The 24,202-nt window shown below is 68.9% G+C and carries 24 protein-coding genes; 11 read left to right on the top strand and 13 right to left on the bottom strand.

The annotated features are described in order from the left end of the window. Nucleotides 1-5: 5 nt before the first annotated feature. Entirely contained in the window at nt 6-2,753 is a 2,748-nt protein-coding gene (locus DSD19_RS00420; protein ID WP_113668143.1) for a hypothetical protein, read from the bottom strand. A gap of 169 nt (nt 2,754-2,922) precedes the next feature. Between DSD19_RS00420 and DSD19_RS00415 the strand changes: the two genes are divergently transcribed. Beyond that, nucleotides 2,923-3,609 (top strand): SIMPL domain-containing protein, encoded by a 687-nt coding sequence (locus DSD19_RS00415; RefSeq protein ID WP_075787008.1) that lies wholly within the window; start codon nt 2,923-2,925, stop codon nt 3,607-3,609. 45 nt (nt 3,610-3,654) lie between these two features. On the opposite strand, the gene DSD19_RS00410 is transcribed toward DSD19_RS00415, so the two are convergent. The 4 genes from DSD19_RS00410 to trxB all read right to left on the bottom strand — a co-directional run bounded on the left by DSD19_RS00410 (nt 3,655) and on the right by trxB (nt 9,493). Further along, nucleotides 3,655-4,941, bottom strand: coding sequence for an O-acetylhomoserine aminocarboxypropyltransferase/cysteine synthase family protein (locus tag DSD19_RS00410; protein WP_075787007.1), 1,287 nt, complete (start codon nt 4,939-4,941; stop codon nt 3,655-3,657). A 1,113-nt stretch (nt 4,942-6,054) separates the two neighbouring features. Continuing rightward, nucleotides 6,055-7,764, bottom strand: a complete 1,710-nt coding sequence (locus DSD19_RS00405; protein WP_113668142.1) for a bifunctional sulfate adenylyltransferase/adenylylsulfate kinase — start codon at nt 7,762-7,764, stop codon at nt 6,055-6,057. A gap of 242 nt (nt 7,765-8,006) precedes the next feature. Continuing rightward, complete coding sequence (locus tag DSD19_RS00400) at nt 8,007-8,492, bottom strand: RES family NAD+ phosphorylase (RefSeq protein ID WP_113668141.1); 486 nt, start codon at nt 8,490-8,492, stop codon at nt 8,007-8,009. Further along, nucleotides 8,489-9,493 carry a thioredoxin-disulfide reductase gene (gene trxB, locus DSD19_RS00395; RefSeq protein WP_075787004.1) on the bottom strand — a complete coding sequence of 335 codons (1,005 nt, stop codon included), beginning with the start codon at nt 9,491-9,493 and terminating at the stop codon, nt 8,489-8,491. The genes DSD19_RS00400 and trxB overlap by 4 nt, the downstream gene beginning before the upstream one ends. Before the next feature lie 103 nt (nt 9,494-9,596). On the opposite strand from trxB, the gene DSD19_RS00390 reads away from it, so the two are divergent. Continuing rightward, nucleotides 9,597-9,986 (top strand): hypothetical protein, encoded by a 390-nt coding sequence (locus DSD19_RS00390; protein WP_133260334.1) that lies wholly within the window; start codon nt 9,597-9,599, stop codon nt 9,984-9,986. 117 nt (nt 9,987-10,103) lie between these two features. On the opposite strand, the gene DSD19_RS00385 is transcribed toward DSD19_RS00390, so the two are convergent. Then, nucleotides 10,104-10,919: a VPLPA-CTERM sorting domain-containing protein gene (locus DSD19_RS00385; RefSeq protein WP_075787002.1), complete on the bottom strand. Its 816-nt coding sequence runs from the start codon at nt 10,917-10,919 to the stop codon at nt 10,104-10,106. 338 nt (nt 10,920-11,257) lie between these two features. Between DSD19_RS00385 and DSD19_RS00380 the strand changes: the two genes are divergently transcribed. Then, entirely contained in the window at nt 11,258-11,758 is a 501-nt protein-coding gene (locus DSD19_RS00380; RefSeq protein WP_108028493.1) for an Lrp/AsnC family transcriptional regulator, read from the top strand. Between the two features lie 76 nt (nt 11,759-11,834). Here DSD19_RS00380 and DSD19_RS00375 read toward each other — a convergent pair whose 3' ends face one another. Then, nucleotides 11,835-12,599, bottom strand: a complete 765-nt coding sequence (locus DSD19_RS00375) for a Hint domain-containing protein (protein ID WP_113668138.1) — start codon at nt 12,597-12,599, stop codon at nt 11,835-11,837. A 166-nt stretch (nt 12,600-12,765) separates the two neighbouring features. Then, entirely contained in the window at nt 12,766-13,497 is a 732-nt protein-coding gene (locus DSD19_RS00370) for a hypothetical protein (protein ID WP_113668137.1), read from the bottom strand. 252 nt (nt 13,498-13,749) lie between these two features. On the opposite strand from DSD19_RS00370, the gene parA reads away from it, so the two are divergent. Next, complete coding sequence (gene parA / locus DSD19_RS00365) at nt 13,750-14,385, top strand: ParA family partition ATPase (protein ID WP_113668136.1); 636 nt, start codon at nt 13,750-13,752, stop codon at nt 14,383-14,385. A 3-nt stretch (nt 14,386-14,388) separates the two neighbouring features. Here parA and DSD19_RS00360 read toward each other — a convergent pair whose 3' ends face one another. Then, nucleotides 14,389-14,862 carry a DUF427 domain-containing protein gene (locus DSD19_RS00360; protein WP_113668135.1) on the bottom strand — a complete coding sequence of 158 codons (474 nt, stop codon included), beginning with the start codon at nt 14,860-14,862 and terminating at the stop codon, nt 14,389-14,391. A 102-nt stretch (nt 14,863-14,964) separates the two neighbouring features. On the opposite strand from DSD19_RS00360, the gene DSD19_RS00355 reads away from it, so the two are divergent. Next, on the top strand, nt 14,965-15,435 hold the full coding sequence (locus DSD19_RS00355) for a YdcF family protein (protein ID WP_075786997.1): 471 nt from the start codon (nt 14,965-14,967) through the stop codon (nt 15,433-15,435). Here the strand turns inward: DSD19_RS00355 and DSD19_RS00350 are convergent. The 4 genes from DSD19_RS00350 to DSD19_RS00335 form a co-directional block, all read right to left on the bottom strand. Continuing rightward, the gene (locus DSD19_RS00350; RefSeq protein ID WP_075786996.1) at nt 15,413-15,805 is read right to left on the bottom strand and encodes a hypothetical protein; all 393 of its coding nucleotides are present in this window, start codon (nt 15,803-15,805) and stop codon (nt 15,413-15,415) included. The genes DSD19_RS00355 and DSD19_RS00350 overlap by 23 nt on opposite strands. 100 nt (nt 15,806-15,905) lie before the next feature. Next, a complete protein-coding gene (locus DSD19_RS00345; protein WP_075786995.1) occupies nt 15,906-16,226 on the bottom strand; it encodes an antibiotic biosynthesis monooxygenase in 321 nt (106 codons plus the stop codon). Nucleotides 16,227-16,259: 33 nt separating this feature from the next. Next, entirely contained in the window at nt 16,260-16,667 is a 408-nt protein-coding gene (locus DSD19_RS00340) for a universal stress protein (RefSeq protein WP_075786994.1), read from the bottom strand. A gap of 169 nt (nt 16,668-16,836) precedes the next feature. After that, entirely contained in the window at nt 16,837-17,727 is an 891-nt protein-coding gene (locus tag DSD19_RS00335; protein ID WP_113668134.1) for a LysR family transcriptional regulator, read from the bottom strand. A gap of 136 nt (nt 17,728-17,863) precedes the next feature. Between DSD19_RS00335 and DSD19_RS00330 the strand changes: the two genes are divergently transcribed. Genes DSD19_RS00330 through DSD19_RS00305 form a run of 6 tightly spaced genes read left to right on the top strand, consistent with a single transcriptional unit; the run spans nt 17,864 to nt 24,200 of the window. After that, nucleotides 17,864-19,414 carry an ABC transporter substrate-binding protein gene (locus DSD19_RS00330; protein ID WP_113668133.1) on the top strand — a complete coding sequence of 517 codons (1,551 nt, stop codon included), beginning with the start codon at nt 17,864-17,866 and terminating at the stop codon, nt 19,412-19,414. Beyond that, nucleotides 19,411-20,310, top strand: a complete 900-nt coding sequence (locus DSD19_RS00325; RefSeq protein WP_113668132.1) for a dihydrodipicolinate synthase family protein — start codon at nt 19,411-19,413, stop codon at nt 20,308-20,310. The genes DSD19_RS00330 and DSD19_RS00325 overlap by 4 nt, the downstream gene beginning before the upstream one ends. Before the next feature lie 42 nt (nt 20,311-20,352). Then, nucleotides 20,353-21,318 carry a nucleoside hydrolase gene (locus DSD19_RS00320; protein ID WP_113668159.1) on the top strand — a complete coding sequence of 322 codons (966 nt, stop codon included), beginning with the start codon at nt 20,353-20,355 and terminating at the stop codon, nt 21,316-21,318. Further along, nucleotides 21,315-22,298, top strand: coding sequence for a nucleoside hydrolase (locus tag DSD19_RS00315; RefSeq protein ID WP_075786990.1), 984 nt, complete (start codon nt 21,315-21,317; stop codon nt 22,296-22,298). The genes DSD19_RS00320 and DSD19_RS00315 overlap by 4 nt, the downstream gene beginning before the upstream one ends. Further along, the gene (locus tag DSD19_RS00310) at nt 22,295-23,266 is read left to right on the top strand and encodes an ABC transporter permease (protein WP_113668131.1); all 972 of its coding nucleotides are present in this window, start codon (nt 22,295-22,297) and stop codon (nt 23,264-23,266) included. The genes DSD19_RS00315 and DSD19_RS00310 overlap by 4 nt, the downstream gene beginning before the upstream one ends. A 1-nt stretch (nt 23,267) precedes the next feature. Beyond that, nucleotides 23,268-24,200 (top strand): ABC transporter permease, encoded by a 933-nt coding sequence (locus DSD19_RS00305; protein ID WP_113668130.1) that lies wholly within the window; start codon nt 23,268-23,270, stop codon nt 24,198-24,200. Nucleotides 24,201-24,202: the final 2 nt, after the last annotated feature.

Here is a 24,202-nt window from a genome sequence, read left to right as displayed (position 1 = left end):
GTGGATCAGCCGCCCGGCAGGTCCAGCACGATGTTGCGGCCGTGCTTGACATAGCGCAGCTGGGTTTCGCCGATGGCGGCGACCTGTCCGCCGTCGATGCTGTCGCCGACCTTGACCTTGACGAAGCGGCCGGACGGCAGCCGCAGCAGGGCGCGGCGGTCGGCCGACGAGCCGAAGACGCCGATCAGGTTCAGATCGCGCAGGTTGATCGCGTCGGGCAGGGTGGCCTGCTTGGCGACCGAGGCGGTGGTGGGTACCGAAGGGGCGACAGCGGCCGCCGCCGCCGGGACGGCGGGCGCCGCGGCAACGGCGCGCTCTTCGAAATCCGACGGCCGCGAGGCCGGACGCAACGAGGCGACCAGCGCGTTCTCCGGCAGGTCGGCCGAGGCCTCGGCCTCGCCTTCGCCATCGGCAAGATCCTCGAGCGCGGCGGTGACAGCGGCATCGGTGTCGAGCGAGGGCGCATCCGGGACCGGCGCCAGATCGCCGGGCCGGGCACGCGGATGAAGGCCCGGCGCCTCTGCCTCTGCGGGGGGCTCTGTCCGGGCCAGAAGCGTCTCTGGACGGGCGCGGGGAAGCCGTCCGGCCAGCCGCGCGGCCGCCGCCGGATCGGCCGGAATCACGGAAGGCGTCGCCTCCGCGGGCGGCGCGGCCGCCGGGGCAGCATCTGTGCCCGGGCGCGCTGGCGGGCGCGGCGTCGGGGACCCGGCAGAAACGGCGATCTCGACCTCGGGTGCCGTCTCGGCGGTCTGGGGGATGGCGGCGTCGCGGTCGGCCTCGGACGCCTGATCCGAGAGCGCCTCCCCTGGGGCGGCGGCGTCCGGGGCCGGGGTGTCGGGAGCCGTATCGGGACCGGTCTCGGGCGCTGCGTCGGCGGGACGGCCAGGCGGCGTGACCTCGGGGCGCGCGTCATAGACCGGCACCCCTTCGGTGGTGATCTCGGCGCCTGCGGCGGTATCGCCGGGCGCGGGCACCGCGACCGGTTCGGGATCCGGCACCAGCCCGTCGGGCCGTGCGGGCGGCACCACGACGGGCGCCCCGGCATGCACGGTGACGCCTTCGGGGGTCAGCGCGCCTTCGGGCGTCGCCTCGACAAGTCCGCGCTCGTCCAGCTCGAAGGTCTGGTCGGGTCCCGGCGGGTCGGATTGCATCGGCAGCGCCTGATCGACCGCCCGCGCGATCTGCGGATCGGGCAGGTCTTCGGCTTCGGGCGGGCGGGGCGCCGGGTCGATCCCGGCGACGAAAAGATCCTCGATCCGGTCCTGCGAGGGGGCGCCCAACGGATCGGGCGCGCGCTGCCAGATCCCGGTGCTGGCATAGGCCTCGAGCGCCTCGGCGGCCGTCAGCGGCGCCGGAACCAGCGACTCGGTCGGCGGCGGCGCCTCGGGTGGGGCGGCGGGCGCGGCGGTGGCTTCATCGGCTGTTCCGGCCGTGTCGGGGGAAGGGGCCGCGCGCGCATCGGTATCGCGCAGGCCTTCCGGGACGGGCTCGAGCCCGTCGTCCGGCGAGAAGCTGTCATCCTCGTCCGCACCGATATCGGGACCGGTACCATCCGGCGCCTGCGATGCCGCCCTGCCGCCGTCGGGTCCGGTCGGCAGGGTCTCGGAGGCGGGCGACAGTTCGGGCGTGGAGGGCGGCGCATTCTCGCCGCGGGTCAGGAACAAAGCGCCGAGGCCCAGCGTGGCCACCAACGCCAGCCCGGCGCCGCCCAGCTTGAGCATCTGTCCCAGCTCCGGCCCGGCGGACGGGCGCTCGGCCGCGCGCAGGTCAAGCCCGCTGACCGGCCGAGGTGCCGCTGCGCCCGGCGCCGCAACGCGCCTTTGGGGGGGGGGCCGAAACGCGGGCGCCGGGGATGCCGGACGCTGTGCGGGGGCCGTGACAATGGGGCTTGCAGCGGCGGGAGGCGCTACTGCCGGGGCCGTGATCTCGGGTGCCGGGCGCCGGTCCGGCGCGGGGAGCCGGACATCGGCATGGACCGGTGCGGCCGGGTCCGGCGGCGACGCGGGGGCCGCGTTTGCCGACTGGGGGGCTGGGGGGCGCTCGGCTGTTTCGGCCGCTGCTGGGAGGTCGGGCCCAATCGCGGCCGCCGCGGCTTCGGTCCGCGCGGGGGCGGCGGCGAGAGCCGTCGGGACTATCGCCGACTGGGGCGCCCTTGCGGGCTTTTCTGCTTCGACGGGCGGGGGCGCCTTGCGGCGCGGCGCGGTCTCGGCCTTCGGAGCCTTCTGGGGCGCGCGTTCGGGTTCGGCGCGCTCGCCCCCGGCCAGCAGCGAGGCGGCTGCGGCGGTCGGCCCGAAGAAGGCCTCGCCCTCGAATTTCGAGGCGGGCGGTCGGGCGACGAAACAGACCGGGTCGAACTGATGCGCCCGGGCAAAGGCCTCGGCCTCGGCCAGGGTTTCGCGCGCGACCACGGCCAGACGCGCGCTGCCTGCCGTCTCCTGCCAGTCGAAGATCAGGTCGGTCACCGCATAGGGGGTCAGCCCGTCCAGCCCGCGCAGCAGGCTCGCGCGCTTCTCGGCGCGGCTGTCGCCCTCCAGAGCAAGCGTCGTGTACAGCACCTGACTGTCGGGCAGCACCAGCTTGACCAGCGGCCGCCCGTCGGCAAGGTTTCCGGCCGTGGCGCGCAGCAGCCGCAGCGTCTCGGCCAGCCCCGGGTCGTGCAGGGACACTTCGCCAAGCGACCGCCAGCCGCCCTTGGCCCGGTGCTGAAGTCCGATCCCGTCCTCGGAGAGCGTCAGCGCGAAATCTGGTTTCATTGCGGCTCTCTACACCGGTTATGCCCCGGGTCCATAGCTCGATCCCGCGGACTATAGCAGGAAACCGCCGACTGGCAGAAGGGGGGACGGCACAGCGTGACCGCCTGCGACTTGCCGCAGTCCGGCCAAGCGCCACCTAAGGACGACCGAAAGAACAAGGAGAGTTTTCATGCGTCTTGCCCCCCTTGCCCTGCTGGTCGCGGTGCTGGCGGTCCCGGTGGCCTCTGCTGCCGCGCCCGAACTGCGCGTGACCGGCACCGGCACCGCCACCGCAGCGCCCGATATGGCGACGATCCGGCTGGGCGTGAGCCATGAGGCCCGCACCGCGTCCGAGGCGATGGACCGGGTGTCGGCCGATCTGACCGACGTGCTGTCCGAACTGCGCGCGGCCGGGCTTGAAGACCGCGACATCCAGACCTCGGGGCTCAGCCTTTCGCCGGTCTGGACCGACTATTCCAGCGGGTCCGACCGCAAGATTACCGGCTACAGCGCCTCGAACGGCGTCACCGTGCGGGTGCGGGCGCTGGACGGGCTCGGGCCGCTGCTCGACACGGTGATCGGCCAGGGCGCCAACACGCTCGACAGCCTCAGCTTCGGGTTGCAGGAGCCCGGCCCGGTTCTCGATGAGGCCCGCCGCGCCGCGGTGGCCGAGGCGATGCGCAAGGCCAGGCTGTTCGCCGAGGCCTCGGGGCAGGGGCTCGGCCCGCTGGTTTCGCTGAGCGAGGAGGGCGCCGAGGCGCCGGTGCCGATGAAGATGGCGGCGCGGGCGCTGGGCGAGTCGATGCCGATGGCCGCGGGCGAACTGGAGCTGGATGCCACTGTCACCATGGTCTTCGAGCTGACCGACGCCGAATAGGCCCATGCAACAAGGCCGCGCCCCCGTGGGGATGCGGCCCATTCGTCAGATCTGCGCCAGCGCCTGGTCGAGATCGGCGATCAGGTCGTCGGCATCCTCGATCCCGATCGAGACGCGCACCACATCGGGATTGGCGCCTGCGGCGATCTGCTGCTCTTCGGTCAGCTGCGCGTGGGTGGTCGAGGCCGAATGGATCACCAGCGACCGGGTATCGCCCAGGTTCGCCACATGGCTGAACAGCCGCACCGCATCGACGAACCTGACGCAGGCGTCATAGCCGTCCTTCAGCGCGAAGGTGAACAGCCCGCCGGTGCCCTTGGGACAGATCCGTTTCGCACGCTGGGCATAGGGCGAGGACGGCAGCCCGGCATAGGTGACGCGGGCCACCTTGGGATGGTTTTCCAGCCAGCCCGCGACCTTGACCGCGTTGGCGCAGTGCCGCTCCATCCGCAGGCTCAGGGTCTCGATGCCCATCAGCGTGTAATGCGCGCCCTGCGGGTTCATCGTCATCCCCAGATCGCGCAGACCGATGGCGATCGAATGGAAGGTGAAGGCCGCGGGGCCGAAGGTTTCGTGGAATTTCAGGCCGTGATAGGCGGGCTCGGGCTGGGAGAGCGACGGGAACTTGTCGCTGGCCGACCAGTCGAACTTGCCGGAATCGACCACCACGCCGCCGGTCACGGTACCGTTGCCGGTCAGATACTTGGTGGCCGAATGCACGACCAGTGTCGCGCCATGTTCGATCGGGCGGCAGAGATAGGGCGTGGCCGAGGTATTGTCGACGATCAGCGGAACCCCGGCCGCGTCGGCAACCTTGGCCACAGCGTCAAGATCGGTGACATAGCCGCCCGGATTGGCGACCGACTCGCAGAAGACCGCACGGGTGTCGTCGTCGATGGCGGCCTTGACCGCGTCGAGATCGTCGAAATCGACGAATTTCGCCGACCAGCCGAACCGCTTGATGGTCTGGCTGAACTGGGTGACCGTTCCGCCGTAAAGCCGGGTCGACGCGACCACGTTCCGCCCCGGCCCCATCAGCGGGAAAAGCGCCATGATCTGCGCCGCATGGCCCGAAGAACAGCAGACCGCGCCCGCGCCGCCTTCCAGCGCTGCCACCCGTTCGGCCAGAACCTGCACCGTGGGGTTGGTCAGCCGCGAATAGATGAAGCCCACCTCCTTCAACCCGAACAGCGCCGCCGCATGCGCGGCATCGCGAAAGACATAGGAGGTGGTCTGATAGATCGGCACCTGGCGTGCGCCGGTGGCCGGGTCGGGCTTGGCCCCGGCATGGATCTGCAACGTGTCGAACCCGTACGGACGTTCTTGGCTCATCGGATCGGAACTCCCCTGTTCCCGGTTTTTCGAAGCATTAGGCCATCGCCTTACACCGGGCAACACGAGCCGCCTGAAAAGAACACCCGTCCCGCGCGTACCCGTGCCCGGCAAACGCCCTTCCCGCGGGCCTTGCCCGCGCGCACCCCCGTCCTTCTTCCTGGCCCAAATACCCCGGCGCTGTCCTCACGACGTGCCAGGATGCCGAAGCCGCTCGCTCAGGTCGCGCTCGGCCGGACCCAGCACGCCTGCGGCGCGACCGGCGCGCCGTCCTCGGATTCCCTGCAGCGCCAGGGCCGCCATGGCCGGGTCGCTTTGCCGCGCAGGGAAATGGGGGCCGCGGCTGCCAACACCAGGTGACATCGCCGTCGAGCCCGTTCCGCCGGGACCCGGGCCGCCCGCCGTCCTCGGCATGGACCGCCGGCGGCAAGGCGACCTGATTGCGCCGGGGGGGCGAGCGGCTGGAAGACCAGATCGTGCAGGCGGCGAAGAACCGGCCCGTTTTGAAACAGAGAGAGCGCCGCAAGTGATCGACAGGCCGGTCAATGCCGAGTGAACGGCCGAAGTCGCGCCCGCAGCGCGCATGAAGCGTTCGCCAGATCGCTTGGGAGCCTGGGCCGTAAAGCGAGGGCACCGGCCAGATCCCCTTGCACTGCTGCGATGGCGAGGGCCGCGCGACATCGTTGGTCAGCGACAAGCGCACGCTCCTGACCAGCGGGGCGCTCTTGGCGAAGAGGGTCGGCTCGCCTTCGGGCAGCGCCAGCAACGCCTCGATCGTGTCGCCTTGCGGACAGGCGGCGCCGAAGACGCAGGCCTGAAGAGGGGGGGAGCAATCCTCGGATCCTCGGCCCAAGCGGGCCGGGGGGCGGTTCTGCCACGAACGGCTCCCCGGCAAAGTCCGGATCCGCGGTGCGCAACGGGGCCGCGAACAGCAGGGCTTTGCAGGTCAGCGGCCCGGCCTGGCCCAGCACGGCGATATTGACCGCGGGCAGCCTTCGCCTCGGTCAGGCCGTCCCCCGGCGCGATGCCGGCATGGGGCGCGGCGGGGCGGGCCGAAACGGAAACGCGCCGCCCGTGACGGGGCGGCGCGTCTGTCTTGCGTTCTGCCGGGCCTCAGCGACCGGCGATCAGGCCCATCTGTTCGAGCTTGAGGATCACCTGCTGGGCGCAATTGTCGACGTCGATCCCGGTGGTGTCGACCCGAAGCTCGGGCGTCTCGGGCGCCTCGTAAGGGTCCGAGATACCGGTGAATTCCTTGATCTTGCCTTCGCGGGCGAGCTTGTAGAGCCCCTTGCGGTCGCGCTTCTCGCATTCCTCCAGCGGGGTGGCCACATGCACCTCGCAGAAGGCGCCATAGGCCTCGATCATCTCGCGCACCCCGCGCCGGGTCGCCGAATAGGGCGCGATCGGCGCGCAGATGGCGATGCCGCCATTCTTGGTGATCTCGGAGGCGACATAGCCGATCCGGCGGATGTTGATGTCGCGATGTTCCTTCGAGAAGCCCAGTTCCGAGGACAGGTGCTTGCGCACCACGTCGCCATCCAGAAGCGTCACCGGACGGCCGCCCATCTCCATCAGCTTGACCATCACCGCGTTGGCGATGGTCGACTTGCCGGACCCCGAAAGCCCGGTGAAGAACACGGTAAAGCCTTGTTTCGACCGCGCGGGGCGGGTCTTGCGCAGCTCGGACACGACCTCGGGGAAGGAGAACCATTCCGGGATCTCCAGCCCCTCGGCCAGACGGCGCCGCAGTTCCGTGCCCGAGATGTTCAGAACGGTCACGCCGTCCTCGATCTCGTCGGCGGGTTCGTACTGGGCGCGCTCCTGCACATAGACCATGTGGCGGAAATCGACCATCTCGATGCCGATCTCGTCCTGGTGCTGGCGGAACAGCTCCTGCGCGTCATAGGGGCCGTAGAAATCCTCGCCGGCCGAGTTCTTGCCCGGGCCGGCATGGTCGCGGCCGACGATGAAATGGGTGCAGCCGTGGTTCTTGCGGATCAGCCCGTGCCAGACCGCCTCGCGCGGACCGGCCATCCGCATCGCGAGGTTCAGAAGGCTCATCGTGGTGGTGGCCTGCGGGTACTTGTCCAGCACCGCCTCGTAGCAGCGGACCCGGGTGAAGTGATCGACATCGCCGGGTTTCGTCATGCCGACGACCGGATGGATCAGCAGGTTCGCCTGGGCCTCGCGGGCGGCGCGGAAGGTCAGTTCCTGGTGGGCGCGGTGCAGCGGGTTCCGGGTCTGGAACGCCACGATCCGGCGCCAGCCCAGCTTGCGGAAATAGGCGCGCAGCTCGTTCGGGGTGTCGCGGCGGGCGCGGAAATCGTAATGCACGGGGGGCTGGATGCCGGTGACCGGGCCGCCCAGATAGATCCGGCCCGCGGTATGGTGCAGGTAATAGACCGCCGGATGCGCCAGATCGTCGGCGCCGAAGACCTTTTCCGCTTCGCGATGCTTGTCGGGTTCCCAGCGCGAGGTCACGGTCATGGTGCCGAGGATCACGCCTTCCTGGTCGCGCAGCGCGATGTCCTGCCCGATCTCGATCTTGTCGGCGAACTCGGTCGAGACGTCGAGCGTGATCGGCATCGGCCAGAGCGTGCCGTCCTCGAGCCGCATCCGTTCGACCACGCTGTCGTAATCGGCCTGATCGAGAAAGCCCTTCAGCGGGTTGAACCCGCCATTCATCAGAAGTTCCAGATCGCAGATCTGGCGCGGCGTCAGATCCCAGCTGGGCAGGTCGCCCGCTTCGACCTTCAGCTTCTGGGCGCTTTCATACGAGACATAAAGTTCGGGGATCGGAGCGAGATTTGAAATCGACATAACTGGACCTGGAGAATCATGCGGAATGCGCGGCAGGGCGGGCCGTGGCCCGGGTCGGGTGCGGCTTATCCCGCAACCCGCGCGCGTTGCAAGCCATTGCCCCGGGAATCTCCCAAAAAGGTTAGGCACGCCGCATTTTCGACAGTATATGCGTTTTTTTCCGCAGATTGGCAGTGCCCGGGAAACAGGGTCTTGTCGGCGCCGTCCATCGCGGAACAGTCGTGCCGGGACGGCGTGGCGGTTCAGGGCTCGGTCGACAGTTCGGGCATCCGTTCGGGCCAGGGGCGGGCCTCTCCTGCGGGCGCCACCAGAGGGGGCGCCGGGTCGAACAGCACCAGATGGGTCAGCTCGGGTCGGCTGCGCGACGGGTACAGCATGCCCTGAGCGTTGCGGGCGCGCGCGGCGTCGGAAAAGGCCCAGGTGGGCGAGGGGCTGCCAAGGGCGCGGATATCCTGCCACACGACCGAGGCCCGGGTCGGATCGGGCAGGGCGCGCAAATCGACCAGCCGCTCGGCCGAGACCGAAAGCGGCTGGATCATCCGCGCGGCGGCACCGGGCCCAAGATAGCGGGCGATGGCCACGCCCGCGCCCTCGGGCGTAAGCGAGGCGTAAAGCACGGCCTGACCCGAATGGTGGAACCGCCCCTCGGGGCTCTGGACCGGGGCGCAGGGCGCGGCCGCCCGCTCGGCGGGCAGGATCCGCCAGACGATACCCTTGAACGCGATCACGCCTCCTGCGGAACCTCCGCGCCATGGCCAAGCGGCAGGGTCATGTCCTTGCCCTCGTCGAGCCCGGCTTCGGCAAGGAAGCGTTCGGCCTCCAGCGCCGCCATGCAGCCCATGCCAGCCGAGGTCACCGCCTGACGGTACTTGTGGTCGGTCAGATCGCCCGCGGCGAAGACGCCCGGGATCGAGGTGGCGGTCGAGTCGGGCCTGGTCACCACATAGCCGCCCATGTGGGTTTCAAGCTGATCCTTCACCAGCTCGGAGGCAGGGGCGTGGCCGATGGCGATGAAGACGCCCTTGCAGGCGATCTCGCGGGTCTCGCCGGTCTCGACATGTCTGACCCGGATGCCCTCGACGCCCAGCGGCGTCTCGCTGCCCAGAACCTCGTCGAGATTGTGGTCCCACAGGACCTCGACCTTGGGATTGTTGAACAGCCGTTTCTGCAGAACCTTTTCGGCGCGCAGCGAGTCGCGGCGGTGGATCAGCGTGACTTTCGAGGCGAAATTGGTCAGGAACAGCGCTTCTTCCACGGCCGCATTGCCGCCGCCGATCACCGCAACCTCCTGGCCGCGATAGAAGAAACCGTCGCAGGTGGCGCAGGCCGAGACGCCGAAGCCCTTGAATTTCTCTTCGGAGGGCAGGCCCAGCCATTTCGCCTGGGCGCCGGTCGCGAGGATCACCGCGTCGCAGGTGTAGGTGGTGCCGCTGTCGGCAAAGGCGGTGAAGGGCCGTTTCGACAGATCGAGCCGCGAGATGTAGTCGGACACGATCTCGGCGCCCATGGCGCGGGCATGGGCTTCCATCTTGACCATCAGATCGGGGCCCTGGATCTCGGTCTCGCCGGGCCAGTTCTCGACCTCGGTGGTGATGGTCAGTTGGCCGCCGGGCTGGATGCCCTGGATCAGCACCGGGTCCAGCATTGCGCGCGAGGCATAGACGGCGGCGGTATAGCCCGCCGGGCCCGACCCGATGATCAGCACGCGGACATGTCTTTGCTTGGTCACTTGCAGATACCTTTCTGATGCCCGGACGTTTATAAATGGGGCCATGGGGGATGGCAAACGTGGCTTCGGGCCGGGCTTTGCGCAAGTGGGGGAAGGATTTTCGATGGATCGAGTTATTATGGCGATCGCCCTGGCATTGGCCGCGGCACCTGCGGCACGGGCTCAGGACGCCGCGGGCGGGGATACCGGGGATACCGCTCAACAGACCGTTTCCGTGACGATGCCCGAGCATTGCGCGGTTCTGGACAGTTCCCGGATCATCTCGGTGGTGGTCTGCGACGGTCCGCGCGACGAGGCCACCTTTGCCGAGGCGGGCCGGGCAGCCTGCGGCGCGCGGCGGCCCTGCGGGGCCTGGATCTGGCCCTCGCGCGATGTCGCTCCGGCAACGGCGCCAGCCAACCATGACGGGCTGACCCAGGCCGAGGTGGTGTCGTCCCAAGGCGTCTGGGTCGCCGAGCGCGAGCTTTTCGTCCGGATCGAACGGGCCGAGTGACGGTCGCCTGCGGACCGGACCGAAGAAAGGAAAGGCCCGCGCGGTGACGCGGGCCTTCCGATGTTGCGTTCAGGCCGTTCGGCCCCGCCCCGGTTGCGGGACGGGCCGACGGCTGTCTCAGGCCGCGGCGCCGCGGCGGCGGAGGAAGCCGAAGGCGCCGAGTCCGGCCAGCAGCATCGGCATCGCCGCCGGCAGCGGAACCACGCCGGTATTGCCGCCGGTATCGTCGATCACCTGACCGATCTTCGCCTCGATCGCCGCGCCATAGGCGGTGAAATTGGCGACCGGGATCACGAAGCCCGTCGTCGTCGCGTTCGGCAGGTTGTCGAGATCGGTCGCGATCACCCCGGCATCCGCGTCACCGCTGGTGCCAAGCCCCGCGATCCGCGCCATGTCCCCTTGCGCGGACGAACTGCTGACGCCGCTGCCGACCGCCTCGAAGCTGATCCCGTCGATGCCCGCCACATTCGCGGCCAGCGCGGCGGCTTCGGTGGCGGATTGCGAGTTCGGAGACCCGTCCGTGGTAATGTTGATCAGGCTGGTGGCGCCCAGCCCGCCGTCGTTGGTGAAGAGATTGGTGATGTAGGTGATGGCCCCGGCGGTGTCGGTGCCGCCGCTGTCCTTGTAGGCCGTCAGCACCTGGGCCTGGATCGAGCCGATGTTGGAGGCGGTCACGATCGTCGGCGGCACAGCCGTATAGGACCCGTAGCCGTAAGAGGTCACCGCCACGCGGTACTGGTTCTCGCCGCTGGTCGGGATTTGCGACAGAGCGGCCGACAGGGCCGAAGCCGCGCTGCTGAAGTCCGAGGAGCTCACGCTGCCCGACCCGTCCAGCACAAAGCCGAGGTCGATGACGGCAGCGCTGGAGGCGCCGGCGCCAAACAGAATGCAGATGGCCGTGGTTGCCCCCTTGAGGGCGCTTTTCGTGCTCATAATGATGTTCCTTCCTACAAAAATGGAAGGGGCTGCAAAGATAAAAATTTTCCCGAAACGGGATGTACCCCCTAGCATACCCCTACGGCAAGCTTTGCCGAATGATCTCGTTGCGGCAAGCGATTCGAGCCTGTTCGACCGGTTTTCGGTATTGCCGCCCGGTCCGGCTGGCGCTACGGGTGCCGATGCGGTCCCGTCGGCCCTGCCGGCCCGCGGATCGCGATCTGCGTTGCGGGTCAGGCCCGGGAAGTTTAGAAATCTTGCGCGGCCGGGAAATATTATTGCGCGGAGTGGCGTGCAGGCATATGATCCGCGAAAAAAGAACCGAAGGAGCAGCCATGCCCGGCAGCCGACTTGACGCCATCGACCGCAAGATTCTTGCCGAGCTGCAGGCCGACGGGCGGATGACCAATGTCGAACTGGCCCGACGGGTCGGGATTTCGGCGCCGCCCTGCCTGCGCCGTGTGCGCACCTTGGAAGAGGCCGGGTTCATTCGCGGCTATCATGCCGATATCAACACCCGTGAGCTTGGCTTCGAGGTTCAGGTCTTCGCCATGGTCGGTCTGCAAAGCCAGGCCGAGGCCGATCTGTCCCGATTCGAGGCGCGCTGCCGTGCCTGGCCGCTGGTCCGCGAATGTCACATGCTGAACGGCGAGGTCGATTTCATCCTGAAATGCGTGGCGCCCGACCTCTCGACCTTCCAGAGCTTCCTGACCGAGGAACTGACCGCCGCCGAGAACGTGGCCAGCGTCAAGACCTCGCTGGTGATCCGCTGCGCCAAGGATGAACCGGGCGTGCCCTTCGACGTGCTCGAGGCACGGCTTAGCAAGAGCGCCTGAGCAATAGCGCCTGAGCAAGGTCGCTTTAACAAGGGGTCCCGGGCCGACGGTCGGCCCGTTCCTGCGGCGGCAAGGCTCAGGCGGCGTTCAGCCCGTCCAGTTCGAAGGCGTTCAGGCGCGGCACCGGCATCGCGCCGAATCCCGAGAATCCGCTGACATGGGGAAAGAGCGACAGGAACCGCATCCGGTTGCCATTGTCGATCAGGAGGCTGGCGTTCTCGCCGGGGTGATAGCTTTCCACCTCGACCCCGTTGGCCAGCAGCACCTGCTGGCCGCTCAGCGCAAGATGGAAGACGCGGGTCGGCCGCACGACGCGCAGCGCGATCAGCGCCATGCCGTCGACAAAGCCGGTGGCGGGGGCGAAGGCCGCCTCGGCCCCGGTCAGGGCGCGGCAGCCCGGATGGCGCACCAGCATCCGCGCCCGGGGCCCCAGCACCAGATCGGGCATCGGCCGCCCCAACCCCAGGCTGTCGGCGGTGATCCGGGTCAGAACCGGGATCTCGCCGCGCCGGTCGGTCGGCGGGGCCAGCATGGTCGACCCGACCCAAAGCAGGGGTTGCGGCCCCGCCCCGGCGGTCTCGACGGTCATGCCGGGCGCCAGATCCTCGACCGCGACCGGGCCTTGCGGGGTGGCGATCAGCGTGCCGTGTGCAAAGGCGCAGAATGCCTCGTCGACATGCGGGTCGGCGGGCATGGCGCGGGCAAAGTCCTGCGGGGTCCCGTCCGGGGTCATCCCCCGCACTTCGTAGCGGCGCATCGCCGGTTGCGGCGCGGCGGCAAAAGACGCGGCCAGGGCCTGCGGCGGGACAAAGCTGGAGGTTCCACCGTAGTGGGTTCCCATGCGATCGTTCCTTTCGGTCCGGTCACATCTGCCATGGCCCCCACCAAGACGCAGATAGACAAGGTCAGTTTGCCAGAGCGCCGGAGGGGCGTCAAAGCCCTCGCGCGATTGCCCTTGATGCCGGAGACAGCGACCGCCGAAGGGCGCGCACTGTTGCCAGAAGCGGTTAGAATTCGATCCGGCTGCCGATCACCATGCCGATCGACGGGTCGTTATGGATCCCGACGATTCCCCCCAGCCGCAGCCAGGTGCCCTTGCCGATCCGGCGCGAGATGGCGGGCGACAGCTTCACCGTCCGTGGTTCGGTGGCGGTATCCTCGCCCCACAGTTCCAGCGTCAGCTGGGTGCGCGGGTTGGGCATGACGCCCAGCGTGATGTCGAGCTTGTAATCGACCAGCGCGCTTTGCGGGCGGGTATCGGTGCGGGCGTCCAGATTGATCCAGCCGCTGCCATCGGCGGTCGTGAAGCCGGTGCCCCAGCTCAGGCCCGTCCGGATCACCGGTTCGGTCAGCCCGCCCGGCGCGCCCGCCGCCCCGGCGCCGAATTCGGTCGCGAGCCGCCCCGGCAGCCAGCCGATCCCGGACCGGAACCGCAGGAACAGGATGGCTTTCCAGTCGTCGGCGTCATCGCCCTGGCCCGCGTCGAGCCCCAGCGTCAGCTTGGGCGTCAGCCCGTATTCGCCATAAAGCGATCCATAGCCCCATTGGCTGCCATAGGTCCGGTCGCGATCCGCCTCGTAGGAAAAGGACAGAAGCCCCGCACCCTTCTCCTTCAGCCAGGCCCCGGCCGAGGCCGGTTGCGGGTCGGCAAGAGTGAGGACGACGGCTGCCGCAAGGGCCGCCGGGGCGATCCGGGCGCCGTGCTGCGGGCGGGACGCAGGGGGGAGGCCGGGGCACATCGCGGGCTCCTTTCGCCGCAAGCTTCGGTCAAACATGGTTAACCCTGGGTTAAGCGCGAGCCTGGCGCGAGCCTAGCACGGGGCGGCCGACCCCGCGCCCGGCCTGACGCAGGGGCATGCGGCGTGTCCGCCGTTGTGGCCGGGGCGGCACAGAAAGGCCCTTTCGGGTGGACCTGCTCCGCGCGGATTGGGGCTGTGCATCCTTGCGCGCTGCGGTATTCTGCGCCGCGGCATGGCAGACGGGGGGAGCACATGGCGGGCACGATCATCACCATCGCCCAGCAGAAGGGCGGGTCGGGCAAGACCACGCTTGCGGCCAATCTCGCCGTGGCGTTCCGGCGCCGGGGCATGGCCGTTGCGCTGATCGACACCGATCCGCAGGGCAGCCTTGGCCGGTGGTTCATGGCCCGGCTGGAAGGGCGCGAGGCGCCCGACATGGAATTCTCGACCGCCTCGGCCTGGGGCGTCGGCTACGAGACCGCGAAGCTCGCGCGCGGCCATGACGTGGTGCTGATCGACACGCCGCCCAAGGCCGACAGCGATCTGCGCCCGGCGCTCCGTGCCGCCGATCTGGTGCTGGTGCCGGTCGCGGCCTCGCATGTCGATCTGTGGGCGACCGAGGGCGTGCTGGATCTGGCCCGGCGCGAGGACAAGCCTGCGATCGTGGTGCTGAACCGGCTGAAGGCCAATACCCGGCTTGCCGCCGAGGTGGCCGAGACAGCGGGCGGCATGGATGCGGGGCTGGCGGCCGTGCGGCTGGCCAACCGCGTGACCTATGCCGAAACGCTGGGCCGGGGCCTCGGGGTGCAGGAGGCCGCCCGCAAGGGCCCCGCCTCGGACGAGATCGACGCGCTGGCCCTGGAAGTTCTGGCCGCGCTGGCCGACTGAGGGCTACCAGCCCTCGGTGCCGGGCCCGCCCTTGACGATGCCCGACAGGTTCGGCGTCACCCAGCCGCCATAGAACCCGCCCGGCTGCGGGGTTGCGACCACTCCGCCGACCCGGCAGGCCTCGACCCGCCCGGCATAGAAGGCGACATGGTCCCTGAGTGCCGCGAAGGCGGGCGTCGGGTCGGGATAGCCCCAGGCCGCACCCGGCGCGGTGGAACCGCCTGCCGTCAGGTCGAAATAGGCGGCGCGGCCCTTCCATTCGCAAAAGCTGCGCCCCGCACCTGGCCGCAGCACCCCGGGCGCCACGTCTTCGGGCGGAAAGTAATAGGTCGGCGCGTGATGGGTTTCGAGCACCCGCAGACCGCGCCGGGTCCGCGCGACAAGCGCGCCGCCGAACACGACCTCAAGCGTCTCGCCAACGGGTTCGAGCGCGGGCGGACGGGGATAGGCGCGGACATCCTCGGGCAGCAGGACCATGGTTGGCAAATAGCCCGGCGCGCCGGGGCCGCAAGCCGTCTGGCCCGGCCCGGGACCGGCGCGCGAATTGACGGCGCCGCCCGGGCGCGGCAGGCTCGGGGCATGACCAGAGCCTTTCTCGTTCTCGGGGCGGCGATGCGGGCGCCCGGCCAGCCGGGTCCGGCGCTGATCCGCCGGGCCGAGCATGCGGCGGCCCTGTGGCGCGCGGCCCCCGAGGCGTTGATCCTGGCCTCGGGCGCGGGCGGCGAGGCCGAGGCGATCGTGGCGATCTGCCGGGCGGCGGGGGTGCCGCCCGACCGGCTGATCTGCGAGAGCCGGGCGCGGACCACCGCCGAGAACCTGGCTTTCTGCCGCCCGATCCTCGCGGCGCGGGGCATCGCGCGGGTGACGCTGGTCACCGATGGCTACCACGCGCCCCGGGCGCTGTTTCTGGCGCGGCGGGCCGGGATCGAGGCCGAGGCCGACAGCCCCGCGCGCCCGGCGGGGCCACCCGGCCGTCACGCCATGCGGCTGCTGCGCGAGGCGGCGGCGGTCGCCAAGGCGCTGGCGCTCAGCGCGACACGCCGACCGTGACGCGATCGCCGCGCCCGTTCTGGCCCCAGATGCGCACCACCACGGTGGCGCCCCCGGCCATCAGATCGCGTGCGGCGGCCGGGTCGATGCTGCCGCGCATCACCATCTGTTCCATGGCACCGCGGTTCTCGGCGCTGGCGAAGAAGCGGTCGCCCCGGTCGCCGGGGTCGCGTCGCCCGAAACGGTGGAAATTGGCGCGGTCCTGTCGCAGCACCTGCCAGGGCGCGGTCAGCCGCGCCCCCTTGGAATTGTAAAGATCCTGAGGGCCGATAATGGCCACGTATTCTTCCAGAAGATCCTGAGCCCAGGTCGCGCCCGGCGACAGGCACAGCGCCAGAGCCGCCGCAGCGGCGGGAAGGACGGGTGTCATGGCAACATCCCCTTTTGCCTCACACGGTGATGCGCGTCTCAGGCCTCAGGCTTGACCCCAAAGCGTTAGCGGAAGGTTGACCGCCGCTGGCGCTGCGGCGTCAGTCGTAGCTGGCGGCGACCTCGTACATCACCGGCTCGAAGCTCTTGCACAGGTCGGCAAAGCGCCGGGTGCGCACCCGCATCTCGGCGCTGCGCAGCATCGCCTGGAAATCCTCGCGCCGCCGCCATTGCGAATAATTCGCGATCCGGGTCTGGGCGTCGTTCACATGCAGCGCCGCGCCGATGAAGCCCGGCTGCTTCGAGATGAACTCGGCCAGCGCCGCCTGCAACTCGTCCAGCAGGTCCTGACAGGTGCCGGGCGTCACGTCGAAGGTGGTGATGATGGTCTGCAGGTCTGCCTGGGGGGTGATCTGGGGCATGGTCGTCTCCGATCTTCCTGGGTCTGGGGGCGCTCAGCGCACGACGTGAACGGCGCAGTGCGCGTGGCGCACCACGCGGGCGGCGGTCGAGCCGAGGAAATAGTCCTTCAGTTCGGGCCGGTGCGAATGCATCACGATGCAATCGACGCCATGGCGTTCGGCATAGTCGACGATGGTCATCCCGGCATGGCCGGTCACCACCCGGATCTCGACATCGCCGACGCCCGCCAGCGCGCCGGTCAGTTCCGTCCTGATCGCCGCGCGGGTCTCTTCTTCCTGCCCTTCGGGCAGATATTGCGCCATGTAGGGCGGGATCGCCTCGGCCACGGTCAAGACCGTGATCGTCCCGTCCGTGGCACGCAGCCGCCGCGCAATCTCCAGCACATCGGCCAGATCGGGCGCATGGTCCACCGCCACGGGAACAAGAATATTGGCATACATCGCTTCGGCACCTCTCCGCCTGACGCCGAGCATCGCAGCGCTCTGGCCCGCGATCCTTGACGCAAATCATGTGCTTGCAGCCTAGTGATGTCGGACGGCGGAGGGAACCGGTTTCGCGCGACCCAGCGCCCCAGTCTGTGCCCCCAGTCTGTGCCGTCAATCTGTGCCGTCAGTCATTGGCGGGCGCGGCCAGCTGGCCCTGCACATGCCGCACGATGGCGTCGAGAATGGCAATGCGATGCGCCCCCGGCGGACGGATCGCGTAATAGCCGACGCCGATTTCCGGCAGGAAAGGAATGCCGACCAGGGCGACTCCGGCCGCGCGAATCGAGATTTCGTCGACGATCGCGATGCCCATTCCGTCGGCCGCGAAATGGCAGCAGTTCAGCATCGAGCTTTCGACGAGACTTGCCGGCGCGGCGGTGGCCTGGGCCAGCGCGGTGTCGAGTGCAAGCCTGACCGGCGAGTTCCGTCCCGGAATCAGCAGCCTCTCGCCCGCGAGATCGTCGGGGACGCAGACTGCGCGTCCGGCCAGCGCATGGCCGGGCGGCACCGCCGCGACCGCCGTCATCTGGCGCAGGCGCTGGGCGCGGGGATCCATGCGCTGGCGGCGATAGACGAAGCCGATATCGTATTGCGCATTCTCGACCATGTCCCAGATGTGGCGGCTGTTCTCGACATCGATCACCAGCGGCACGTCGCGGCGGTCGCCGATCACCTCGCGGATGGCGCGCTGCAGGTAGGGACGCACCAGCGAGGTGACGGTGCCGATCCGGATCACGACGTTCTTGTGGTCGCGGATGTCCTCGGCGGCCTGGGCGATCTGGTCGAGCCCGAGGTAAAGCCGTTCGACCTCGCGATACAGCAGCGTCGCCTCGGGCGTCGGGTCGAGCCGGGCGCCGCGCCGCTGAAAGAGCGAAAGCCCGATGGTGTCCTCGAGGTCGCGGATCAGCCGACTCACCGCGGGTTGGGTGACGTGCATCGCCGTGGCGGCCGAGGTGATGCCGCCGGTCATCATCACGCTTCGGAAGGCCTCGATCTGCCTGTGCCGCAATCGCATGATCTTGCTCCTGTATAACATTAGGGCATGATGAAGACACTAAATACAATTTCATGCCGATTCACGAAATCGCTAATTTTTGGTCGGCCCGGCGTGGAGGATGCAGGGCGCCCTTGTGAATCGGAGGAGTTCCCGGATGAAACGCGTTGCCTCGGCGGCCATCCTCGCGGCCTGCGCCACCCTCGCGCCCAGCCTCGTTTCGGCGCAGGCGCTGACCATCGGTCTGGCGGCTTCGACCACTTCGATGGACCCGCAATTCTATGTCGTCGGCCCGAACAGCGCGATGGCGCGGAACATCTTCGACGGGCTGGTGAACCAGGACGACAAGCAGCAGATCCAGCCCGCGCTGGCGGTGTCCTGGCGGGTGATCGACGACACCACCTGGGAATTCAGCCTGCGCGAGGGCGTGACCTTCCACGATGGCAGCGCTTTCACCGCCGAGGACGTGGTGGCCAGCCTCAACCGGGTGCCCATGGCCTCGAGGAACAGCCCGAGTTCCTTCATGCCCTATGTCAAGGCGATCACCTCGGTCGCGGCGGTCGACCCGCTGACCGTGCGCATCACCACGGCCGAACCGACCCCGCTCTTGCCGAACGATCTCAGCCGGATCGCGATGCTGCCCGCCGAGGATGCCGAGGTCACGACCGAAGAGATGAACGCGGGCAAGGGCGTGATCGGCACCGGGCCGTTCAAGTTCGTGTCCTGGGTGCCGGACAGCGAGGTGAAGGTCGCCCGCAACGACGCGTACTGGGCCGGTCCCGCCGCCTGGGAAGACGTGACCTTCAAGATCTTCAAGAACAACAGCGCCCGGGTCGCGGCGATGCTGTCGGGCGATGTCGACATGATCGAGAGCATCCCGACCGCCGATACCCGCCGCCTGAAAACTTCCGACGATCTCAGGGTGGTCTCGGTCGCGGGCAACCGGGTGATGTATCTGCACATGGATCAGGGCCGCGAGGTCTCGCCCTTTGCCACGGGGCCCGACGGCAAGAACCCCCTTCGCGACGAACGGGTCCGCCGCGCGCTGTCGCTGTCGCTGAACCGAGAGGCCATCGTCGACCGGATCATGGACGGCCAGGGCGTGCCCGCGGGCCAGCTCGTGCCCGAGGGCTATTTCGGCTACGATCCGTCGATCGCGGTCGATCCCTACGATCCGGCAAAGGCGAAGGAGCTGCTGGCCGAGGCCGGCTATCCGGACGGCTTCAAGCTGACCTTCCACGCCTCGAACGACCGCTATCCCAATGACAGCCGCGTGGCCCAGGCCATCGGCCAGTTCTTCAGCCGGATCGGCATCGACACCTCGGTCGAGACGCTCCCCGCCAGCGTCTATTTCTCGCGCGCCTCGAACCTCGAATTCAGCTTCATCATGGGCGGGGCCGCGGTCGAGACCGGCGAGGCCTCGGGCGTGCTGGGGCCGCTTCTGGAAAGCTATGGCGACAGCGCCGGGCGCGGCAATCGCGGCCGCTATTCGAACCCCGAGTTCGACGCGACCCTGCAGCAGGCGCGCCAGACCCTCGACGATGACGCCCGCCGCGAGCTGCTGCAGAAGGCGACCCGCATCGCGATGACCGATCTCGGGGTGATCCCGGTCTTCTACCTCGCCAATACCTGGGCGCTGGAAAACGGGCTGAGCTATCCTGGCCGCTCCGACGGCTATACGCTGGCCTATGAGGTCCGTCCGGAATGAGCGCGGATGCGGGCCGGGCCTTTCGCGGCGTCTTTCCCTATCTGGTCTCCCCGCTCGACGCCTCGGGCGGGATCCGGGAGGACGTTCTGGCCGCGCTTGTCGAGCGGCTGATCGCGGCGGGCGTTCACGGGCTCGCGCCGCTCGGCAGCACCGGCGAGTTCGCCTATCTCTCGAACGATCAGCGGCTTGCCGTCGCGACGGCCACGATCCGCGCGGCGAAGGGCCGGGTGCCGGTGGTGCCGGGCGTGGCGTCCACCTCGACGGCAGATGCGGTGGCGCAGACCCGGGCCATGGTCGCCGCCGGGGCCGATGGCATCCTGGCGATCCTCGAGGCCTATTTCCCGGTCGGCGAGGCGGGCGTCGAGGCCTATTTCACAGCCATCGCCGAAGCCGCCGGGGGCCTGCCGGTGGTGCTTTACACCAATCCGAACTTCCAGCGTTCCGATCTGACGTTGCCGGTGATCGACCGCCTGAGCCGGGTGCCGAACATCCGCTACATCAAGGATGCCTCGTCCAATACCGGGCGGCTTCTGTCGATCCTGAACCGCTGCGGCGACCGGATCGAGGTCTTCGCCGCCTCGGCCCATATCCCGGCCTGCGTGATGCTGATTGGCGGCGTCGGCTGGATGGCGGGTCCGGCCTGCATCGTGCCCGAGCAGAGCATCGCGCTGTACGACGCGGCCCGCGCGGGCGACTGGGCGCGGGCGATGGACCTGCAGCGCCCGCTCTGGCGCATCAACGAGCTTTTCGCCCGCCATTCGCTGGCGGCCTGCATCAAGGCCGCGCTGCAGTTGCAGGGGTTCGACGTGGGCGACCCGGTTGCCCCGCAGGCGCCGCTCGACGCGGCGGCCCGCGACGATCTGGCCGAGGCGCTTGGCGCCATCGGCGCGCTGTAGACCGGCCCGGCCGGGACGCACTTTCCAATGGACGACACGACCATGACGGCTTCTCTTCCAGTCATCTTCGACTGCGATCCCGGAATCGACGACAGCATCGCGCTTTTGGGTGCCTTCGTCGCGCCCGAGCTCGATATTCGCGCGATCCTGACCGTCTGCGGCAACCAGCCGCTGGAGCGGACGCTGCGCAATGCGCTGCAGATCTGCGAACTGGCGGGACGGGACGGTATTCCGGTGCATCCGGGCGCCCCAAGGCCGCTGTGCCGAGAGCCGATCCACGGGCTTTTTCATGGCGAGACCGGGCTTGGCGCGGCGCGGCTGCCCGAGCCGCAGAAGCGGCCCGAGCCGACCGGCGCGGTCGAGGCGCTGATCGATCATCTGGGCCGCGCGGTGCGGGAGGAGGGGCCCAGGATCACGCTGTGCTGTCTGGGGCCGCTGACCAACCTGGCACTGGCGCTGCGGATCGCGCCCGACATCGCCGGAGGCATCGAGCGGGTCGTGATGATGGGCGGGGCGTTCCATGCGCCCGGCAACCGGTCGCTGACCTCCGAATTCAACATGCTGGCCGATCCGCATGCGGCCGCGGTCGTGTTTGCCGCCGGGCTGCCGATGACCGTGCTTGGGCTGGATGCCACCCATCAGGTGATCCTGCGCCCAGAGCATGTGGCCCGGTTCGTGGGGGCCAGCGGACGGATTTCGGCGGCGATGGCGGGGCTGATGGCGTCCTGGGACCGCAACGACCCGAAGCGTTACGGCACGCGCGGGGGGCCGCTGCACGACCCGCTGGTCACCGCCTTCCTGCTGCGTCCCGACCTGTTCGAGACCCGTCCCGCCCGGATCTTCGTCGAAACCGAAAGCCCGCTTTGCCTCGGCCAGACCGTGGCCGACTGGTACGGCCAGTCGGGCGCGCCCGCCAATGCAGATATCGTCCTCAAGGTGGATGCCGAGGGCGTCATCGATCTCTATCTGGGGCTTCTGACACAGTACGAGATGCGTGGCGCCGCATGAGCCCCACCCGGATCATCATCGACTGCGATCCGGGTGTCGATGACGCAGCGGCGATCCTGATGGCGCTGGGCTCGCCCGAGCTCGATGTGCTTGGGGTCACGACGGTTGCGGGCAATGTCACGCTGTCGGCGACGCTGACCAATGCCTGCCGGATCGTCGGGCTGGCGAGGCGCCCGGATGTGCCGGTGATGGCCGGGGCGCGGGCGCCGCTTCTGCGCGATCAGATCTTCGGCAAGTATGCCGAGATAGGCGCCTTTCCGGCCCACCTGGTCGGGATGGGCCGGGTCGAGCCCGCGGCCGAGAATGCCGTGCGCTTCATTGCGCGCATGGCCCGGGCGGCGGCGCGGACCCAGTCCCCGCTGACGATCTGTGCCATCGGGCCGCTGACCAATATCGCGCTGGCGCTGCGGCTGCATCCGGAAGTGGCGCGGGGCATCCGCCGGATCGTCTGCATGGGGGGAACCTTCCAGGCGCCGGGCCATGCCAGCCGCTGGGCCGAGTTCAACATGCTGGCCGACCCGCATGCGGCCGCAATCGTCTTCGACTCGGGCGTGCCGCTGGTGCTGTTCCCGCTGGACGTGACCACCAAGGCCCTTTTCACCGAACGCCATGTCGCGGCCTTCCGCGCCAGCGGCAGCGAGGGCGGGCGGGCGCTGGCCAATCTCTTGACCGAATACGACCGCAGCGACCCGGCCCGGTATGGCCGTCTGGGCGGGCCGCTGCACGACGCGATGACCGTGGCCTGGCTGCTGCGGCCGGGGCTGTTCACCGGGCGTCCGGCCCGGGTCGAGGTTCAGCTGACCGGCCCGGCCAACGGTCAGACCTTCGCAGATTTCGCCGCGCCGTCGCCGCGTGTGGCGGTCATGACCGGGGTGGACGAGCCGGGCTATATCGCGCTGGTATCCGAGAGGATCGCCGCGGCGGGCCGGGCCGGACATCGCGGGCCGGGCGCGGGGACGCAGAAAGGGAAGGCGGAATGAGCGGATATCTCTTCAGCCGGCTGCTGCAGACGCTGGTGACGCTGTTCGTCATGTCGGTGCTGGTCTTCGGCGGTCTGCACATGGTGGGCAACCCGGTCGACGTGCTGCTGAGCCCCACGGCGACCCCCGCCGAGCGGCTGGAGGTGATCCGGTCCTTCGGGCTCGATCAGCCGGTCTGGGTGCAGTACGGGATTTTCCTCAGGAACGCGCTGTCGGGCGATCTGGGCAATTCCTTCGTCTACAACCAGCCCGCGCTGCATCTGATCCTGCAACGGATGCCCGCGACGCTGGAACTGGCGGCAGCGGCCCTGGTCATGGCGCTGGCGCTCGGGCTGCCGCTGGGGATCTATGCCGGGCTCAGGCCGAACGGGGGACTTGCGAAGGCGATCATGGCCTTCTCGATCCTCGGCTTCTCGCTGCCGACCTTCTGGATCGGGCTGGTGATGATCATGGTCTTCGCGGTCCAGCTGGGCTGGCTGCCCTCGTCAGGACGCGGCGACACGGTCGACGTGTTCGGTGTGCCGCTGAGCCTGTTCACCCTCGACGGGCTGGCCCATATCGCACTGCCTGCCTTCAATCTCGCGCTGTTCAAGATCTCGCTGGTGATCCGCATCACCCGGGCGGGCGTGCTCGAGACCCTGCAGCTCGATTTCGTGCGCTTCGCCCGCGCCAAGGGCCTGCCCGAAGCACGCATCGTGCTTGTCCATGTGCTGAAGAACACGCTTATTCCGCTGATCACGGTGATCGGGCTGGAGCTTGGATCGCTGATCGCCTTCGCGGTGGTGACGGAAACGATCTTTGCCTGGCCCGGCATGGGCAAGCTGATCATCGATTCGATCGCCGTGCTCGACCGGCCGGTGATCCTGGCCTACCTGATGATCACGGTCGTGATGTTCAGCGTCATCAACCTCGCCGTCGACATCCTGTATTCCATCGTCGATCCGCGCGTCCGGCTGGAGGGCAACTGACATGACCGAGGCATCCGAACCCGCATCTTGGGCCCGTCGCGGCGCCGAGGCAGCGCCGCCGTCGGCGTCGCCCTTCCGGCAGACACTGGGCGCGCTTCTGCGCGACCCGCTGGCGCTGATCGGCATCGTCATCGTCGCCCTTCTGGTGATCGGCGCGGTCGCCGCGCCGCAGATCGCGCCGCAGGACCCCTATGATCTCGCCCAGCTCGACATCATGGATGGGCGGCTCGCGCCTGGATCGCAAAGCATGACCGGCATGGTCTACCTGCTGGGGACCGACGATCAGGGCCGCGACCTGTTCAGCGCGATCCTGTTCGGGCTGAGGACCAGCCTTCTGGTGGGGATCGCGAGTGCCGCCATCGCGCTGGCCATCGGCGCCTCGGTGGGGCTGTTCAGCGCCTATGCGGGCGGGCGGACCGACGCCTTCCTGATGCGGATCGTCGACATCCAGCTCAGCTTTCCGGCGATCCTGATCGCGCTGATCTTCCTCGCGATCCTCGGGCAGGGCGTCGACAAGATCATCCTCGCGCTCGTCGTCACCCAATGGGCCTATTACGCGCGCACCGTCCGCGGCTCGGCGCTGGTGGAACGCAAGCGCGCCTATGTCGATGCCGCCCGCTCGATGGCGCTGCCCGACCGGCGGATCCTCTTTCGCCATATCCTGCCGAACTGCCTGCCGCCGCTGATCGTCGTGGCCACCATGCGCGTGGCCTATGCGATCATGCTGGAAGCCACGCTGAGCTTTCTGGGCATCGGGCTGCCGGTGACCGAGCCCTCGCTGGGGCTGCTGGTCTCGAACGGCTACGAATACCTGCTGTCGGGCGATTACTGGATCAGCTTCTATCCCGGCCTCGCGCTTCTCATCCTGATCGTCTCGATCAACCTCATCGGCGACTCGCTGCGCGACATCCTCAATCCCCGCAGGGAGGGCTGACC

It is taken from the genome of Rhodovulum sp. BSW8 (genome assembly GCF_003314725.1).
GTDB classification, from domain to species: domain Bacteria; phylum Pseudomonadota; class Alphaproteobacteria; order Rhodobacterales; family Rhodobacteraceae; genus Rhodovulum; species Rhodovulum visakhapatnamense.
This window is presented reverse-complemented; position numbering and strand designations above follow the sequence as displayed.

What these genes read in the sequence shown, in the direction of transcription:
- DSD19_RS00420 (WP_113668143.1), bottom strand. Translation starts at nt 2,753, where the DNA reads ATGAAACCAGATTTCGCGCTGACGCTCTCCGAGGACGGGATCGGACTT.
- DSD19_RS00415 (WP_075787008.1), top strand. Translation starts at nt 2,923, where the DNA reads ATGCGTCTTGCCCCCCTTGCCCTGCTGGTCGCGGTGCTGGCGGTCCCG.
- DSD19_RS00410 (WP_075787007.1), bottom strand. Translation starts at nt 4,941, where the DNA reads ATGAGCCAAGAACGTCCGTACGGGTTCGACACGTTGCAGATCCATGCC.
- DSD19_RS00405 (WP_113668142.1), bottom strand. Translation starts at nt 7,764, where the DNA reads ATGTCGATTTCAAATCTCGCTCCGATCCCCGAACTTTATGTCTCGTAT.
- DSD19_RS00390 (WP_133260334.1), top strand. Translation starts at nt 9,597, where the DNA reads ATGGATCGAGTTATTATGGCGATCGCCCTGGCATTGGCCGCGGCACCT.
- DSD19_RS00385 (WP_075787002.1), bottom strand. Translation starts at nt 10,919, where the DNA reads ATGAGCACGAAAAGCGCCCTCAAGGGGGCAACCACGGCCATCTGCATT.
- DSD19_RS00380 (WP_108028493.1), top strand. Translation starts at nt 11,258, where the DNA reads ATGCCCGGCAGCCGACTTGACGCCATCGACCGCAAGATTCTTGCCGAG.
- DSD19_RS00375 (WP_113668138.1), bottom strand. Translation starts at nt 12,599, where the DNA reads ATGGGAACCCACTACGGTGGAACCTCCAGCTTTGTCCCGCCGCAGGCC.
- DSD19_RS00370 (WP_113668137.1), bottom strand. Translation starts at nt 13,497, where the DNA reads ATGTGCCCCGGCCTCCCCCCTGCGTCCCGCCCGCAGCACGGCGCCCGG.
- parA (WP_113668136.1), top strand. Translation starts at nt 13,750, where the DNA reads ATGGCGGGCACGATCATCACCATCGCCCAGCAGAAGGGCGGGTCGGGC.
- DSD19_RS00360 (WP_113668135.1), bottom strand. Translation starts at nt 14,862, where the DNA reads ATGGTCCTGCTGCCCGAGGATGTCCGCGCCTATCCCCGTCCGCCCGCG.
- DSD19_RS00355 (WP_075786997.1), top strand. Translation starts at nt 14,965, where the DNA reads ATGACCAGAGCCTTTCTCGTTCTCGGGGCGGCGATGCGGGCGCCCGGC.
- DSD19_RS00350 (WP_075786996.1), bottom strand. Translation starts at nt 15,805, where the DNA reads ATGACACCCGTCCTTCCCGCCGCTGCGGCGGCTCTGGCGCTGTGCCTG.
- DSD19_RS00345 (WP_075786995.1), bottom strand. Translation starts at nt 16,226, where the DNA reads ATGCCCCAGATCACCCCCCAGGCAGACCTGCAGACCATCATCACCACC.
- DSD19_RS00340 (WP_075786994.1), bottom strand. Translation starts at nt 16,667, where the DNA reads ATGTATGCCAATATTCTTGTTCCCGTGGCGGTGGACCATGCGCCCGAT.
- DSD19_RS00335 (WP_113668134.1), bottom strand. Translation starts at nt 17,727, where the DNA reads ATGCGATTGCGGCACAGGCAGATCGAGGCCTTCCGAAGCGTGATGATG.
- DSD19_RS00330 (WP_113668133.1), top strand. Translation starts at nt 17,864, where the DNA reads ATGAAACGCGTTGCCTCGGCGGCCATCCTCGCGGCCTGCGCCACCCTC.
- DSD19_RS00325 (WP_113668132.1), top strand. Translation starts at nt 19,411, where the DNA reads ATGAGCGCGGATGCGGGCCGGGCCTTTCGCGGCGTCTTTCCCTATCTG.
- DSD19_RS00320 (WP_113668159.1), top strand. Translation starts at nt 20,353, where the DNA reads ATGACGGCTTCTCTTCCAGTCATCTTCGACTGCGATCCCGGAATCGAC.
- DSD19_RS00315 (WP_075786990.1), top strand. Translation starts at nt 21,315, where the DNA reads ATGAGCCCCACCCGGATCATCATCGACTGCGATCCGGGTGTCGATGAC.
- DSD19_RS00310 (WP_113668131.1), top strand. Translation starts at nt 22,295, where the DNA reads ATGAGCGGATATCTCTTCAGCCGGCTGCTGCAGACGCTGGTGACGCTG.
- DSD19_RS00305 (WP_113668130.1), top strand. Translation starts at nt 23,268, where the DNA reads ATGACCGAGGCATCCGAACCCGCATCTTGGGCCCGTCGCGGCGCCGAG.